This window comes from Bradyrhizobium sp. UFLA01-814 (assembly GCF_046718885.1).
GTDB lineage: Bacteria > Pseudomonadota > Alphaproteobacteria > Rhizobiales > Xanthobacteraceae > Bradyrhizobium > Bradyrhizobium elkanii.
The window spans coordinates 1-16243 of the sequence record NZ_JAQOSR010000088.1 but is presented as its reverse complement, the minus strand read 5'-3'; the positions used below and the strand labels follow the sequence as shown (position 1 = coordinate 16243).

Genomic DNA, 16243 nt, shown 5'->3' with positions numbered 1-16243 from the left:
GCGGGTTGGTTGCACAGCTCGCCGGTTCGGCGGCTGGGATGTGAAGACGGGACCTCGCGCGGCCAACATTGCGGGCGGTCGCGCGAGACCTCGCTTGTCGTCAGCTTCGCATGAAGCCTTCGCACTCGCCCTCGGCCCAGGCGAGTGTCTTTTCCATGCTTTCACCCTGGTAGTACCGCAGGCACATCTTGGTCAGCGTGGCCTGGAAGTAGATCTGCTGCGCGATCTTGGGCGGCGCGGGCGAGGCCGCAATCGACAGCGTCTGGTGCTTGTAGGGGTTCGGATAGTGGTAGAGCGTCCCCTTTGGCGGTGCTTGCTCCGCCCAGACCTTCAAGGTCGTGAGCTTTTCGTAAGCCGGCAGGTCATAGCCACCGCTTGCGACCACCATCTTCTCGATCGATGCGGGTTGCGACAGGTGGGACAGCAGGCTCTTGGCCGCCTCCTTGTTCTTCGAGAACGACCAGATCGACCAGAAGAACGGCAGATAGGGCGCGAAGCGTCCCTTCGGCCCCGCCGGGAACCCGTGCGTCCAGCACTGCTCCGCGACTTGCGGAGCATCGCGCTTGGCGACCGCCCACGCGCTCGGCGGATTCAGGATCATCGCGCCCTTGCCGGCGACCAGCCACTTGTTGTTGGACGCGTCGTCCCATGCCGCCACATCGGGCGGCAGGAAGGCGAGCAGCTTCTTGTAGTAATCGAGGGCCTGGCGCACCGCGTCGGTCTTGACGGTGAGGTTGCCCTTGGCATCGACCAGCTGCGCGCCGAACGACTGGAAGATCGCGCCGGCGGTGTCGACGCTGTCGCTGGTTTCGCCAAGGCCGATACCGAATGGGAATCCGGCCTTGTGGCAGGCTTCAGCCGCCTTGAGGAACGTATCGAGGGTCCAGTTATCGGCTTTCGGCTCGCTTCCGACCGGATACATCTCCTGCACGTCGATGTTGGCGTGTTTCTTCATCAGGTCGATGCGCGAGCAGGGACCCTTGATCTGGCTGCCGACGCTGGCGGGAACGCCGAGCCATTTGCCGCCGGCCTGGCCGAGATATTTCACCGTGCCGTTGACGTCGCCGTTCAGCTTGAGGAGCGGATCCATGATGTCGTTGACCGGCTCGAGCAGCTCGGCGTTGGCCTGCGGCCACCATGTCGGCATCTGGAAAATATCGTGACCGGATTTCGCCTGCGCCTCGGCGGCGATGGTGACGATGTTCTTGTTGCCCTGGCTGGTGATGTAGTCGATCTGGACCTCGACTTTCTCCTTGGCAGCCCATTCATTGACCAGCTCGGTGGACGCACTGTTCGCGCCGGGCACCCAGTGATCCCAGAAGCCCATCGAGAGCTTTCCGGCTGCGTAGGCGCCACGCACGTAGGGGGCTGTAATCAGCGCGGCCGATGACAGCGCTGTCGCTGCGACGAATTCTCGGCGCGAGAGCTTCTTCCGTGACATGGCATTCCCTCCCTGGTAGCCAACGGACAAAAGACTTTTTTGAATCCCGTTGTTGTTTTTGTGCGTCGCGTTTGCGCGACGTCGCGGGATTGCGTTGACACCGATCAGAACAGAATTGCCGGCATCTGTCGAGAAACGAGATGCTGATGCCACGTAGAACTAACGTTGTGGTCAAATAGCAGGCAGTGTCGTTCGCACCGTTTGCAGTTGCCAGCGGTTTGCCGCGCGTCTTGCGATCATGCTGCGACGCACGCGGGGGTGATGCAGACAAAGAAGCAGACGGTGCGCGGTTGAGCCGCAGCTTTCCGGTCAAGCCCCAGCGAACACTGTTCCGCCATGGTGATGCCCGCCGCGGCCGATAGACTTGCCGAAGCCGGAAACGCTAAAGTCCGGATTCGTCAAACCTACCCCCGCATCAATTCCGCAATCCACCACAGATCACGGAGACCCGATCATGCTCATCCCGGTAGCGAAGCTGCGAGCGCAATGGAGATTGTGCGCCGCGGTTGGGGCCGCCACCGTCACGTTGCTCGCAGTGCCTCATATGGTCGATGCGCAGATCGTGCAGGGCGTCGAAAAGGGCGCGCGCGAGGGCAACAAGGCCGCCGGGCCGGTCGGCGGCGTTCTCGGCGGAGCGATCGGCGGCGTTGTCGGAGTGGTGACCGGCGTAACCGGGGTGTTCACCGGCAACAATGGCAATAACGCCACCGGCAGCGGCAAGAACGCGCAGGCCCCGGCGGCCGGCGCCAAGGCCTCCAAGTCGGCCAAGGCCGCCGCCAAGGACAAAGGCGCGAAGCAAGCGCCGACCGTGCTGACCCAGGCCGGCGCGCCGCAGCTGACAGCCGAACAGATCGTCGCCAACAGCGACGCCAACATCGAACGGATCAAGAAGGAGCTCAACCTGACGCCGGAGCAGGAGAAGAATTGGGCCGGCTTCAACAGTGCGATGCACTATCTCGGCCACAACGGCGCCGACCGCCTCAACCTGCGCATCGCGCGGGCGCAGCGCGATCCACCGGATGACATCATCGAGCAGATGCGCAACGAGGCCCAGTTCCTCAATGACCGGGCGGTCGATCAGCGCGGCGTTGCCGACGCCGCCGAGCCGCTGTTTGCCAGCCTCGACGACAAGCAGAAACAAATCTTCATCAACGAAATGGTCCGCCTGAGCCACGAACGCGGGCTCGACTGAGGAAATCTCGCCGGCCAAGTGGGGACGAATAGCCGGGCCACCAAGCCCTGGGGTAGGTTAAAGGCGCAGCACCCGGCTATTCTGCCGCAGCGGCGCGGCCCGGTTAATTCGTCATTCAATGTTGAAGAAAAACGGACCGGATCACGCCCGAGTGATGGCCGAGTCAGGGCCTTGTCGGGAACCATCCACAGCGCTTGAGGCCAGCGCGGATTGAGCCGTCAACGACCGGGACATCGGCGCGCAAAAGCGGCGATGTCCTTCGGACGCTATGCCGGCAACCAGCGATCCGGAAAAGCGGGCGCCTAGCTCTTCGGGAAGTTCAGCTCCACGCCGACACCGTCCGGATCGTAGAGGAATATCTGGGTGTCGCCGGTGCGCGGCACGATCTGCTCACGGAAGGTGACGTTCTTCGACTGCAGGCGCTTGCGCACGGCTTCGACGTCGCTGGCGGCAAAGGCTATATGGTCGAGGCGGCCGGTGTCCTCATATTTCTTCGCGGTGCCGCGCACCACGATGCCGTCGCGCGGCTTGCGCGTGCCCATCAGATGGACTGTGGCCTGACCGCCGGAATAGAGCCAGTAGCCGGGGAAATCGAGCGGCGGCCGTTCGCCGTTCTCGAGCCCGAGCACATCGCAATAGAACTCCTTGGTCTTCTCCAGATCCTGCGGCTCGATGGTGTAATGCTGTAGTCGACCCAATGGCATGGTTCTTCTCCTTGAGAAATCGGGTTAAACGAAGCTGAGGTCGGCATCGACACCCAGCATCCAGGCGCCGACAGTCTCGAAATGACTGAAGCGGCCCTGCAATTGCTGGGTCACGGTGTGGATGTCGCGGAAGCGCCGCTCCAGCGGATGGCCGTCGAAGATCGCGGTGGCGCCGGCGGTGTTGTAGGCGAAGTCGACGGCCTCCCGCGCCTTGTGGATCGCGTGCGTGGCCGCCATCCGGATCGTCATGCGCTGGGCGACCGTGATGCTGTGGCCGGCAACCAGATCCTTCCAGATGTCGGCCATCGACTGCAGCAGGAAGGCGCGGGCCGCACGCAGATTGACCTCGGCCTGGGCGAGGCCGGACTGCACCACGGCATTGTCCCGCAGCGTCTTCTTCATGCCGCGCGGCACCTTGTTGCGGGCGACGTCGCCGAAATTGTCGAGCGCGCTGCGGGCAATGCCGCAGGCGACGCCGGCAAAGCCGATCTGGTAGCAGGTGTGGTTGCTCATCCGGTACAGCGGGCCGTCCTCGCGGCACTCGCGGTCGAATTCGCGGGTGATCGAATGGTCCGCGCGGACGAAGAAGTCGTCGAGCGCGAACTGGTCGCTGGCGGTGCCGCGCAATCCGACCGTGTTCCAGATATCGGTCCACGCGACGTCCTCGGTCCGCACCAGCATGGTGCGCTCGATCTGCTCGCCATTGGCATCCCGGCGCGGCGAGCCGTCCGCGGCATAGACCGGGCAGTGCGCGCCGAGCCAGGTGGCGTGCCGCCCGCCCGAGGCAAACGACCAGACCCCGGTGACGCGGTAGCCCCCCTCGCACTCGATCGCCCTGACCTTCGGGCCGGGGCCCCAGGCGAGCACGGCACGCGGATCGGCAAACACCTCCTGCGCGACCGGCAGGTCGAGATAGGCCGCCGACATCGCACAGCCGCCGGCCTGGCTCAGGCACCACGCCGTCGAGGCATCCGCCTTGGCGATGGTCTCGATGGCATGGAAGAAGGTGACGGGATCGGTCTCGATCCCGTTGCTTGAACGCGGCAGCAGCAGGCGGAACAGCCGCGCCTCATGCAGCCGGTCGAGCAGGTCGGGCGGCAGGCGGCGCGTCGTTTCAATATCGTTGGAAGCGGCCGCCACCGCGTCCCTGATCGCCTCGGCGCGGGCGATCACGTCGCGATCACCGGTAAGGTCCGCAGCAGTCACATTCATGTTCGCCTCCCTCAGGCGCGCCGGATCGTAGCGGAGGCCGCGACGTCAGCCGTCGCGTTGAGCTCCTTGTCGATCTGCTCGATCGACTTGCCCCGGGTCTCGAGCCCGAAGAACAGATAGACGGCACCCGCCATCAGGAACCAGCAGCCGAGATAGACGAAGGCGGTCGGGATCTGGGTCAGTGGCACGTCGGGCTTGAGGTAGTTGTTCGAGCCGACGATCAGCGCAAGCCCGACCGGCCCGATGATCTTGCCGATGCCGCCGAAGCCATAGGCCGATCCCATCCCCGTGGTGCGCAGATGCGACGGCCAGACCTCCGCCGCGTAGGGCCCGACGATCGCAAAGCCGCCATCGGCGAAGAAGAAGGCGGCGGCCAGCAGCAGCCAGAACGCCGACATGCCGAACAAAGTCGCGTCGTAGTGGTAGCCGGCAATGATGGTCAGCGCGCCGGCGCCGAAGCCGAGCAGGCCGCCGGCAACGCGCCGTCCGAGCAGCTCCGAGAAATAGGAGAACGAGATGCGGCCGAGGAAGCCGGTGATGCTGAGCAGGATCATCATCTTGGCGGCTTCCTGCGGCGTCACCTTCAGCAGCAGCACGAACAGCGCGGGGGCCCACAGCGTGATGCCGTAGACGCCGGTCTGCGCGCCGGCATTGCCGAGCCAGGAAACGATCAGGCTGCGCGGATATTTGAAGAGGTCGAACCAGCTCGTCGTGACGATCGGACCGGCGTCGGCGGCGCTCGGCAATGGCAGTTCGGAGGGCTGAACCTGCAGCGCCCAGGCCAGCGACTTGCGGGCTTCGTCATAGCGTCCTTGCCGGCACAGCCAGCGCGGCGACTCAGGGACCCAGATCCGAACCAGCAGCACCAGGACCGACGGCAGCACGCCGATCGCAAACAACAGCCGCCACTGATCGGTTCCCATGACGGCTCCCAGCACCGCGCCGAGGCCGACGCCGAGCGGGATCACGCAGGTGACGAGGCCGCCGACCCAGCCGCGCTTGTGCGAGGGCATGAATTCCTGCACCAGCGGCAGGTCGACACAATAAAGACCGCCGACGCCGGTGCCGACGAAGAAGCGCAGGATCGCCAGATAGACCCAGCCATTATCGGGCGTGAAGTAGAGCAGTCCGGTTGCGATCGAGAAGTTCAGCACCGTGCCGATGAAGACGATACGCCGCCCGACCCGGTCGGCGAGCCAGCCCCAGAGATAGGCGCCGAGGATGGCGCCGATGCCGGAGCTCATCAGCACGGTGGCCGACTGGCCGAAGGTGAGTTTCCACGGTCCGATCAGGAACGCGAGCACGAAGCCGATCAGGAAGTAGTCGAAGAATTCCAGCGCATCGCCGATGATGGCCGCCGCAAGGATCTTGATCTGGTTGCCGGTCAGAGTCGTCCGGCGATCGAGAATCTCGAACATGGCGCGTTTCCCCATGGCGCCTGTTCATTATTGTTCGGAGCGTGCGTCGCGCCAGCGCATCGCCCATAGGATGAGGCTATCCTCGCGCCAGCGCGAACGACAAGCCGCGCCGACGCGGGGCTCATCTGCACTGGCGCGATAAGCGGTTCGGCTTACTGCTGCGCACAAATGGTGGTGCGAAAGCCCGATGGGGGCCGCCGGAGCCGTTGACTCCTGCAATGCCGATCGCCCACGTTTACGTGAAGAAGGCGGGGGAGCAGGTTGGGTGGACGAAAAGCGCAAGCATCCGCGAACCGAGGTCAATGAACCCGGCTATGTTTCGTCGGGCGGTTCGGTCATGCATTGCACGATCGTGAACATCTCGCCCGAAGGGGCAGCCATTGAGGTCGAGAATCCGGCCTTCGTCCCGCACAGATTCCGCCTGGTGATGGCCCGCGACGCCTCGGTTGTCTATGAGTGCCAGGTGATCTGGAGTAAGAAGTCGCGAATTGGAGTGAGTTTCGTGGCGACCGCCTGAGCGCGGCAATCTCGATTGGGGACGCCCATGAACCAGCGTGCCAAGGCGGTCGGGTTTCGTTGCTGGAACAGCAGGTGATCCGCCGATGACTCCGGAACCTGCAACGATCTGCCTTGGCTGCTGGCAAAACCTGCATATGCCGATCCCGTTGCGCGGTCCCTTGTCGGCGCCATTCCGTCTGTTCGGCGTCCGGCCGAGCCGGATGAACCCGAATGTGTGCACGATCTGCGAGATGGCCTTCTCGAAGATCATGAAGGCACGCGCCGTGACCATCGACGCCACCATCCTGTTCGCCGATCTGCGCGGCTACACCACGCTGACGCAGACCATCGCGCAGGACGGGCTGACCTCGCTACTCGACGCGTTCTACGACGACTGCGCCGCCGCGATCTGGCGCTATGACGGCATCCTCAACAAGACTATCGGCGACGCCGTGTTCGCGATCTTCAATTTCCCGGTGCGGCGCGATGATCATGCCGTGCAGGCCTTGCTCGCGGCGCGCCAGATCCAGCGCAGTTTTCGCGACAGGCACGACGCGCTGGTGCGCGCGATCGGCGCCGGCGACCTCGAGATCGGCATCGGAATTGGGATGGATAGCGGGGACACCAATTTCGGTGAGTTCGGCCAGGCCCACCGCGACCTGACGGCAGTCGGCACGGTGGTCAATCGAGCGGCACGCGCGCAGGCGGCCGCCAAGTCAGGCGAGATTCTAGTGACGACGGCGGTGCGGGATCGAACCCGCGACATGATCACGGCAACCGGTGCTGACTACACCCTGAAGGGCTTCGACCAGCCCGTCACACTGTTTCCTGCGTGAATTGGCTTTCGCGTGAATTGGCGCGGCGCAAAAAAGACGGCTCCAGCGTGCAACTGCGCGCCGAAGCCGTCGGGGATGGTCGTTTGCCGATTACGAACGGCGCCTCAACGCGAGGAAGGCGGCTTCGTCCCGCCCAAGCCAATTTTTTTGAACCGGCGTCAGCGCCACATGCCGCGCATCCGGGCGCCGATGTCGATCGGCGGCGCGCGGTTGGCCGAGGATGCCTGCGCGGTCGCGGCGCGCGGCCAGGTGGTGCGCTCGAACATCGGCAGCAGTCGTTCCGGGATGAAGCGGGTGCGCGAGGCGTACATGTGGCGGTCGCCCTTGGCGGCCTGGCCGTGAACGAAGAAGCGCTGCGGCACCAGCAGATGCAGATCGTCCTTGGCGCGGGTCATCGCGACATAGAGCAGGCGGCGCTCCTCCTCGAGTTCGGCCGACGTGCCGGCGCCGAGGTCGGAGGGCATGCAGCCGTCGACGACATTGAGCACATAGACGGATTTCCATTCCTGCCCCTTGGCGGAATGGATCGTCGACAGGATCAGATAATCCTCATCGAGCAGCGGCACGCCAGCCTGGTCGCTGGTCGCATCGGGTGGATCGAGCGTGAGTTCGGTGAGGAAACGTTCGCGTGACGGGTAGCCGGCGGCGATCTGCTCGAGTTGGATGAGATCGGCGCGGCGCACCTCGCTGTCCTCGTGGATGCGATCGAGATGCGGCTCGTACCATAGGCGGGCGCGTTCGATGTCGACGGGCCATTCCGAGTAGCGGAGGTTCTCGATGGCCTCCACGAACAGCCGCCAGTCCGCACCGGCGCGGGGCGGAGCGGGCAGTGCAACGAGCGCAGCAATCGGATCGGCAGCCTCGGTCATGCGGTCGAGCACCCGCTGTGCCGAGGCCGGTCCGACGCCGGGCAACAGATGCAGGATACGAAAACCTGCAACCCGGTCGCGTGGATTGGCGGCGAAACGCAGCAGCGCCAGCATGTCCTTGACATGCGCGGCGTCGAGGAATTTGAGGCCACCGAATTTCACGAATGGAATGTTGCGGCGGGTCAGTTCGACTTCCAGCGGTCCGCTGTGCGAGGAGGTGCGGAACAGCACCGCCTGGTGCTTCAGCAAGGTGCCTTCCTCGCGATTGGCCAGCACCTGCTCGACGATGTAACGGGCCTGATCGGCCTCGTCGCGGATCGTGACGAGCCGCGGCTTGCGCGTCGAGGTCCGGTCGGTCCACAGGTTCTTGGTGAAGCGTTCCTTGGCGAGCGAGATCACGCCATTGGCGGCCGAAAGGATCGGCTGCGTCGAGCGATAGTTGCGGTCGAGCGTGACGATCTCGGCGGCCGGGCTGAACTGGGCCGGGAAGTCGAGGATGTTGCGCACGGTGGCGGCGCGGAAGGAATAGATCGACTGCGCGTCGTCGCCGACCACGGTGAGCCCGCGTCCCGCGGGCTTGAGTGCGAGCAGGATCGAGGACTGCAGGCGGTTGGTGTCCTGATATTCGTCGACCATCACATGATCGAAGCGGCCGCCGATCTCCTCGGCCAGCGCGGCGTCCGTCACCATCTGCGCCCAGTAGAGCAGGAGGTCGTCGTAATCGAGCACGTTCTGCCGCTGCTTGGCTTCGACATAGGCGCCGAACAGCTGTTTCAATTCATTGGCCCAGCCGGAGCACCACGGGAAGAACTGGCCGAGCACGGCCTCGATCGGCATCTCCGCGTTCACGCAGCGCGAATAAATTGCAAGGCAGGTGCCCTTGGTGGGGAACCGGCTTTCGGTGCGGGAGAAACCGAGATCGTGGCGGACCAGATTGATCAGGTCGGCGGAATCCTCGCGGTCATGGATCGTGAAGGCCGGGTCGAGGCCGATACGCTCGGCGAATTCGCGCAGCAGCCGAGCGCCGATGCCGTGGAACGTGCCGGCCCAGTTCAGCGCATCGGTCATGACCGAGGCGCGATCGCCGAGCACGCGGCGCGCAATGCGCTCGACGCGGCCGGCCATCTCGGCGGCGGCGCGCCGCGAAAAGGTCATCAACAGGATGCGGCGCGGATCGGCGCCAGCGACGATCAGATGTGCGACTCGATGGGCGAGCGTGTTGGTCTTGCCGGACCCCGCGCCCGCGATCACCAACAGCGGCGCGCCGACGATGCAATCCTTGCCGACCCCGTGCTCGACCGCACGGCGCTGCTCGGCATTGAGCGCATCGAGATAGGCTGTGTTGGCAAGATCAGTCACGAATCACCCCCACGAAACGCTAACAGACAATGCGATTCATTGGGGCCGACGCGCCGAGGCGGACGCAGAGAAATTAGATTGACATTAACGTGGCGCGGCGCACAACCCCGCCATGGGTGACGTATCCAAATCCGACACGCCGCTGAAGGCGACGTTCAAGGTGCGGCTGAACGGCGAGACGGTGACGCTCGCAACCGTCGGCCAGGCCTATCGCTTCATCAGCAATCTCAGCGCCGTCGAATGGATGGAGTTCCGCTCGCTGCATGATGAGGCGCTGGTTGCGCTCGAGAGAGCGGCCGGGAACGCCATGCTGACGGTGCAAGCGACCAACGCGTTGCGGATCCTGTTCGTCCGCGCGAAATTGCTTTGAAAGGAAAATGAGCCGCCCTGGTGTTCCCTTGGCCCTCCAAGGCGGCCCGAGAGTACGGCTGAAGCGCATTGCGCGCCTGGCCGTCGCGTGTACCGCCGTTACCTTGTTTGCGGCCATAACGAACAGGGCCTTACGCAACCACCGCCGATTCGGCTGTAGCCGCCGCACCACAATCAGGAGCCAACGTCGTCGACCAGGCGGTCATACACGAGCGCGGACCGGAGGTTCATGGTTGCGATCTTCAGATAGCCCGGCTCGCGCATGGCGTTGTTGAACATCATGATCGCCGTCTTCCAGTAGCCGCGCTCACGCTGATCCAGGTTCAGCGCGGACAGGTAGTCCGCGGCGTCGCCAACCGTCGCGAGCGTTCGCCCGTCCTTCAGCGTAATCGGGAACGCAAGCGGCGACCGCTTCTCCAGCTCCAGCACGTCAGGCTCCCCCAGGACCAAGCAGCAATAGGACAAAGCAGCAATAACAGGAACAGACCTAGCTGTGCCGCTATATCAAAGCCTTAAGGGGACGCCCGGGCTGGTTGGAGCGGACGGTTCAGAAAGAATCCGCCAGCGCGATCTCTGCCTTCAGCGCATCGATGCGCCGTTCGGCTTCCTCGGACGTCAGGTCGCGCGCGTACTGGTTCGGCTGATAGGCCTCCTCGGCAAGGCTCCTCAACCGCAGCGCCTGGGCGCGGGTCATCAGCCCGCCAAGGCGCTCCGCAACCCCACCATATCTTACCGCTGCCACGCTCATTGCTTGCCTCGCTTGCTGGATCGTGACTTGACAATATGTTCTATTTTTGTTCTAACAAGCCATGGACAATAAAATCAATGAAATTCGGCGCAAGATCAGCACGTTGCGAGCCGAGATGACCTTGGTCGAGGCGTCGATCCGGGATCAGGTCAACCGCGACCTCGATTGCAGTGAAGCGTCGTACCGGCTGATGGCGATGCGAGCCGAAGTGGCCGAGCTCGTCGGCCGGTGGAAGGCCGCCGGCGGCGGCGAGCGTCTCCCCACGGTGCGGGAGCGGCTCAGCCGGAGCTTCGAGGACCGTGCCGGTGCGAAGGTCAAGCTGGACAAGGCGAAAAAGCCCGGGCCCAGTCACAGCAACGCTCGGGTGTGATCGGGCCGTTCGACCAAAGAAGGGAGCCTCGAACAGCGGCTCAGGCCCAAATCAGGTTTCAAGGCGGGAACCCGAGCCGCAGGATCTGCATTTTCTTGTGGTGAGAGCCAACACCATAGCATCGCCCAGCGCCATGATCGCCGATCCGACCGCGCCACCGCGGGCATCGATGAATGACGATCGCAGTCCGTTGCTGACGCTGATCTCCTGCATCAGCTGCATCAGGACGATGCGGCTCGAGAGCAGCCATCCGGGCAGTGAGGGCAGGGATATCCTTCAGTACCGCTGCGAGCAATGCAGCCGCATCGAGCGGGTGCAATTGGTGCGGCGTAGCTGGCCGGCGGAACGCTAGCCTTTCCATTTTGCACTAGGAGCGGGCTTTCGCCTTTGGCCTGGCCGCGACGTCACGCGCGATGGCATCGAACTCGCCCGAAGCGTCGGCGGACGGGCCGCCCGTCGCGTTGTCGACCCCGTGCCCCGTCAACTTCGCGAGTTCGCGGCTGAGGTCGTGGATGTGGTACGGCTTGCGCAGCACCGGAAAGTCGGACCTCACGTCGCGCGCGCTCTCGCTGTAGCCTGTCGTCAGCAGGATCGGCAGCTCGGGCTTCCTGTCGCGGATCGTGCGCGCCAGCTTCAGTCCGTCGATCCTGCCGGGCATGACGATGTCGCTGAACACCACGTCGATCCCGTTGGTGTCGATTTCCGACAAGGCCGCCTCTGCGTTCGACGCCCAGTGCACGGTGTAACCGAGCTGTTCAAGCAGGCCCGTGCTCGCATCGGCGACGGCGGGATTGTCCTCGATCAGCAGGATCGTGGCCGAGCCGGGCACGCTGCGCCCCGTAGCCGTGCACTTTGCGGCCGCAGTCCCCCGCGGCAGGTAGATGCTGACCGTCGTGCCCTTGCCGAGCGCGCTTGTAATCTCGACCCGGCCATCCGCCTGGTGCGCGAAACCGTGAACCTGGGACAACCCAAGGCCAGTCCCTTTGCCGACCGGCTTGGTAGTGAAGAAGGGATCAAAGACCCTGTTCATGACATCGTCAGGAATGCCTTCGCCGGTGTCGGTAACGCTGACGACCACCTGGGCGGCTTCCGGGACATTGCACGCCGCGATGGTCAGCGTGCCGCCGCCGGCCATCGCATCCCGCGCATTGACCACGAGGTTGATCAGCGCGGTCTCGAATTCGGTCGGATCGACGAAGATCGGCCAGAGATCCGCTCGGATCTCCATGTTCAGCTTGATCGCGCCGCCGAGTGCGCTGGTCAAAACCTCGCGCACCGCGGTGATCCGCTCAGTGACATTGATGGTCTGCGGATTGACACTCTGCCGACGCGCGAAGGTGAGGAGCTGCCTGGTCAGGGACGCGGCACGCTCGGATGCGGTTTCGATCGCGCTAAGCGCAAGCTTGCTCCGCTCGCTCGTCACCTCGCGCTTGATGCGGTGCAGATTGCCGGAGATGATCATCAGCAGGTTGTTGAAGTCGTGCGCGACGCCGCCGGTCAATTGGCCCAGCGCATCCATCTTCTGCGATTCCGCCAGCTGACGCTGCACCTGTTCGAGCTTCTGTTGCGCGTCGCGCCGCTCGGAAATGTCCCGTGTGATCTTGGCAAAGCCGACCAGGCTTCCGTCGCTATCGCGGATCGGATCGATCACGACGCTCGCCCAGAAGAATGAACCGTCCTTTCGGACCCGCCAGCCTTCCTCCTCATAGTGCCCGGTCTCTTCGGCGATCTTGAGCGCGCGGGCCGGCTTGCCCGCGGCCTGATCGGCCGGCGTATAGAATCGCGAGAAGCTCTGGCCGATGATTTCGCCGGGCGAATAGCCCTTGATGCGCTCGCCGCCGGCGTTCCAATTGGCAACGATGCCGGCCGGCGTCAGCATATAGAGCGCATAGTCGGTGACGTTGCTCACCAGCAGACGGAACTGACTTTCGCTGGCCTCGAGGTCCTCGCGCGCCTGATGCCCCTCGGCGATGTCGCGGATGACCATCACGTAGCCGACGAGCTTGCGCTTCTCATGGATCGGATCGATGACCACAGCGGCGTAGAATTGCGATGCGTCCTTGCGGAGACACCAGCCTTCGGCCGCTGAGTGCTTTTCCTTCCGCGCCATCTGCAGCGCTTTCGCCGGAACGCCGGATGCGCGGTCTTCGGCAGGATAGAAGATCGAGAAGTGCTTGCCGAGGATCGCCTTGGCCGGATAGCCGGTGATGCGCTCAGCACCCTTGTTCCAGTTGATGACCCGGCCATCGGGGGCGAGCATGCAAATGGCGTAGTCGACCACGCCGCTGGCGTAGTCGACCACGCCGCCATCCGCCGGCCGAAAATCGCGCCGGTTCGCAACAATACCGCGTTCGAGCTGTTCTGATTTCTTAACCATCACCGATCCTGCCCCGCCCGAAACGCGCGGGGGAAGCCAATGTTCCATGCGAACACGAGGACTGCGGGGTAATCCGACCGGCTTGGGTTGGCCTTCAGAAAAGTCCCGCCGGCGGTTGGAACTTTTTGGTTCCAGTCGCGATTAAGGTACTCGGTTTGCGTCACAAATTGCGGTTTTGGCGTTTTCCCGCTTGAATAGATCAAGGGCAGTCATTCTTATGGTCACACTGGCATTGCCGAGTCTCTGGATTCGCGGCCAGCGCGTGTAGGGGAAATTACATGACCGATCTCGGTTCGCCGCCTCGTCCCCGTGCTGATACACGCCGCAGCCAACAATCAAACGGAAGCCTCGATTCCTCGCACGACCTGCTGCAGTCGCTGCAGGCAATGCGCGCCGGCGACTTCTCGGTCCGGATGCGTGGCGACTATCTCGGCATCGACGGCAAGATCGCGGACGCCTTCAACGAAATCGCAGCCGCCAACGAGCGCATGGCGCAGCAATTGGCGCGCGTCGGCCAGGTCGTCGGCCGCGAGGGACAGACCCGCCAGCGCGTCAATTTCGGCCTCGCCAGCGGCGCCTGGGCCGATATGGAGAGCTCGGTCAACACGCTGATCGACGATCTGCTGTGGCCGACCCGCGAAGTCACCCGCGCGGTCGCCGCGGTGGCGCAGGGCGACCTGCTGCAGACCGTGCAGCTCGACGTCGAGGGCCGGCCGCTGCGCGGCGAATTCCTGCAGTCGGCGAACATCGTCAACACGATGATCAAGCAGCTCTCGGTGTTCACCTCGGAGGTCACGCGCGTGGCGCGCGAAGTCGGCACCGAGGGCAAGCTCGGCGGCCAGGCCCAGGTGCCGGAAGTGACCGGCGTCTGGAAGGACCTGACCGAGAGCGTCAACTCGATGGCCAACAACCTGACCGGCCAGGTCCGCAACATCGCCGAGGTGACGATCGCGGTTGCCAATGGCGACTTGTCCAAGAAGATCACGGTCGACGTTCGCGGCGAGATCCTGCAGCTGAAGGAAGCCATCAACACGATGGTCGATCAGCTGCGTTCGTTCGCTTCGGAAGTGACGCGCGTGGCGCGCGAGGTCGGCACCGACGGCAAGCTCGGCGGCCAGGCGATCGTGCCCGGCGTCGCCGGTACCTGGAAGGACCTCACCGACTCGGTGAACGCGATGTGCGGCAACCTGACCGCCCAGGTGCGCAACATCGCCAACGTGACCACGGCCGTGGCGCGCGGCGACCTGTCGCGCAAGATCACGGTCGACGTCAGCGGCGAGATCTTGGAGCTGAAGGACACCATCAACACGATGGTGGACCAGCTCAACTCGTTCGCGTCGGAAGTGACGCGCGTGGCGCGCGAGGTCGGTACCGAAGGCAAACTCGGCGGCCAGGCCCAGGTGCCCGGCGTTGCCGGCACCTGGAAGGACCTGACCGACAACGTCAACTTCATGGCGTCGAACCTGACCGCGCAGGTCCGCAACATCGCCGACGTCGCGACCGCGATCGCCGGCGGCGACCTCTCGAAGAAGATCACGGTCAACGTGTCGGGCGAGATCCTTCAGCTGAAGGAAACGCTCAATACCATGGTCGACCAGCTCAACGCCTTCGCGTCGGAAGTGACGCGCGTGGCGCGCGAGGTCGGCACCGAAGGCAAGCTCGGCGGCCAGGCCAATGTGCTCGGCGTCGCCGGCACCTGGAAGGATCTGACCGACAACGTCAACTTCATGGCGTCGAACCTGACCGCGCAGGTCCGCAACATCGCCGCCGTGACGACGGCGGTCGCGGGCGGCGACCTCTCCAAGAAGATCACGGTGGACGTGCGCGGCGAAATCCTTGAGCTGAAGGACACCATCAACACGATGGTGGATCAGCTCAACGCGTTTGCGGGCGAGGTGACGCGCGTGGCGCGCGAGGTCGGCACCGAAGGCAAGCTCGGCGGCCAGGCCGAGGTGCGCGGCGTCGCCGGCACCTGGAAGGATCTCACCGACAGCGTCAACTCGATGGCCTCGAACCTGACCGCGCAGGTCCGCAACATCGCCGAGGTCGCGACCGCGGTGGCGAAGGGCGACCTGTCGAAGAAGATCACGGTGAACGTATCGGGCGAAATCCTTCAGCTGAAGGAAACGCTGAATACGATGGTGGACCAGCTCAACGCCTTCGCCGGCGAGGTGACGCGCGTGGCGCGCGAGGTCGGCACCGACGGCAAGCTCGGCGGCCAGGCCGAGGTGCCCGGCGTCGCCGGCACGTGGAAGGACCTGACGGACAGCGTCAACTCGATGGCCGGCAATCTCACGGCGCAGGTCCGTAACATCGCCGAGGTCGCGACCGCGATCGCCGGCGGCGACCTGTCGCGCAAGATCACGGTCGACGTCCGCGGCGAGATCCTTCAGCTGAAGCAAACGCTGAACACGATGGTCGATCAGCTCAACCGCTTCGCGGGCGAGGTGACGCGCGTGGCGCGCGAGGTCGGCACCGACGGCAGCCTCGGCGGCCAGGCCAACGTGCCCGGCGTCGCCGGCACCTGGAAAGACCTGACCGATAACGTCAACTCGATGGCCGGCAACCTGACCGCGCAGGTCCGCAACATCGCCGAGGTGACCACCGCCGTGGCGCGCGGCGACCTCTCGCGCAAGATCACCGTCGACGTGAAGGGCGAAATCCTCGAGCTCAAGAACACCATCAACACGATGGTGGACCAGCTCAATGCGTTTGCGGGCGAGGTGACGCGCGTGGCGCGCGAGGTCGGTACCGAAGGCAAGCTCGGCGGCCAGGCCGAAGTGCCCGGCGTCGCCGGCACCTGGAAGGACCTCACCGACAACGTCAACTTCATGGCGTCGAACCTGACCG

General features: G+C 64.4%; 15 protein-coding genes. 6 read left to right on the top strand and 9 right to left on the bottom strand.

The features are described 5' to 3' along the window. Positions 1-100: 100 nt before the first annotated feature. Positions 101-1441, bottom strand: a complete 1341-nt coding sequence (locus tag PMN64_RS24860; protein WP_028340671.1) for an ABC transporter substrate-binding protein — start codon at positions 1439-1441, stop codon at positions 101-103. 454 nt (positions 1442-1895) lie between these two features. Between PMN64_RS24860 and PMN64_RS24855 the strand changes: the two genes are divergently transcribed. After that, entirely contained in the window at positions 1896-2633 is a 738-nt protein-coding gene (locus PMN64_RS24855) for a Spy/CpxP family protein refolding chaperone (RefSeq protein WP_411782520.1), read from the top strand. A 302-nt stretch (positions 2634-2935) separates the two neighbouring features. Here the strand turns inward: PMN64_RS24855 and PMN64_RS24850 are convergent, their stop codons facing one another. From PMN64_RS24850 to PMN64_RS24840, 3 genes are read right to left on the bottom strand one after another with little or no spacing between them, the layout of a single operon-like run. Then, positions 2936-3337 (bottom strand): VOC family protein, encoded by a 402-nt coding sequence (locus PMN64_RS24850; protein ID WP_411782519.1) that lies wholly within the window; start codon positions 3335-3337, stop codon positions 2936-2938. A 24-nt stretch (positions 3338-3361) separates the two neighbouring features. Then, positions 3362-4549 carry an acyl-CoA dehydrogenase family protein gene (locus PMN64_RS24845; RefSeq protein ID WP_411782518.1) on the bottom strand — a complete coding sequence of 396 codons (1188 nt, stop codon included), beginning with the start codon at positions 4547-4549 and terminating at the stop codon, positions 3362-3364. A gap of 11 nt (positions 4550-4560) precedes the next feature. Beyond that, on the bottom strand, positions 4561-5967 hold the full coding sequence (locus PMN64_RS24840; RefSeq protein WP_411782517.1) for an MFS transporter: 1407 nt from the start codon (positions 5965-5967) through the stop codon (positions 4561-4563). A gap of 265 nt (positions 5968-6232) precedes the next feature. On the opposite strand from PMN64_RS24840, the gene PMN64_RS24835 reads away from it, so the two are divergent. Then, the gene (locus PMN64_RS24835) at positions 6233-6484 is read left to right on the top strand and encodes a PilZ domain-containing protein (protein WP_076828861.1); all 252 of its coding nucleotides are present in this window, start codon (positions 6233-6235) and stop codon (positions 6482-6484) included. 85 nt (positions 6485-6569) lie between these two features. Further along, positions 6570-7301: an adenylate/guanylate cyclase domain-containing protein gene (locus PMN64_RS24830; protein ID WP_411782516.1), complete on the top strand. Its 732-nt coding sequence runs from the start codon at positions 6570-6572 to the stop codon at positions 7299-7301. A gap of 158 nt (positions 7302-7459) precedes the next feature. Here PMN64_RS24830 and PMN64_RS24825 read toward each other — a convergent pair whose 3' ends face one another. After that, positions 7460-9529, bottom strand: a complete 2070-nt coding sequence (locus PMN64_RS24825) for an ATP-dependent helicase (protein WP_411782515.1) — start codon at positions 9527-9529, stop codon at positions 7460-7462. Between the two features lie 112 nt (positions 9530-9641). Here PMN64_RS24825 and PMN64_RS24820 point away from each other — a divergent pair, with 112 nt between their 5' ends. Next, complete coding sequence (locus tag PMN64_RS24820; protein WP_028340665.1) at positions 9642-9899, top strand: hypothetical protein; 258 nt, start codon at positions 9642-9644, stop codon at positions 9897-9899. A gap of 173 nt (positions 9900-10072) precedes the next feature. Here the strand turns inward: PMN64_RS24820 and PMN64_RS24815 are convergent, their stop codons facing one another. Both PMN64_RS24815 and PMN64_RS24810 read right to left on the bottom strand, forming a co-directional pair. Further along, complete coding sequence (locus PMN64_RS24815; RefSeq protein ID WP_016845793.1) at positions 10073-10327, bottom strand: hypothetical protein; 255 nt, start codon at positions 10325-10327, stop codon at positions 10073-10075. A gap of 118 nt (positions 10328-10445) precedes the next feature. Further along, entirely contained in the window at positions 10446-10646 is a 201-nt protein-coding gene (locus tag PMN64_RS24810) for a DUF3072 domain-containing protein (protein ID WP_026192767.1), read from the bottom strand. A gap of 61 nt (positions 10647-10707) precedes the next feature. On the opposite strand from PMN64_RS24810, the gene PMN64_RS24805 reads away from it, so the two are divergent. Then, complete coding sequence (locus PMN64_RS24805; protein ID WP_035631559.1) at positions 10708-11016, top strand: hypothetical protein; 309 nt, start codon at positions 10708-10710, stop codon at positions 11014-11016. Between the two features lie 51 nt (positions 11017-11067). Here PMN64_RS24805 and PMN64_RS24800 read toward each other — a convergent pair whose 3' ends face one another. Together PMN64_RS24800 and PMN64_RS24795 are read right to left on the bottom strand one after the other, a co-directional pair. Further along, entirely contained in the window at positions 11068-11238 is a 171-nt protein-coding gene (locus PMN64_RS24800) for a hypothetical protein (RefSeq protein ID WP_155258489.1), read from the bottom strand. A 145-nt stretch (positions 11239-11383) separates the two neighbouring features. After that, complete coding sequence (locus PMN64_RS24795; protein ID WP_411782514.1) at positions 11384-13393, bottom strand: PAS domain S-box protein; 2010 nt, start codon at positions 13391-13393, stop codon at positions 11384-11386. Between the two features lie 278 nt (positions 13394-13671). Between PMN64_RS24795 and PMN64_RS24790 the strand changes: the two genes are divergently transcribed. Further along, positions 13672-16243, top strand: a 2572-nt coding sequence (locus tag PMN64_RS24790; protein WP_411782513.1) for a HAMP domain-containing protein, incomplete at its 3' end; no start/stop codon positions are given.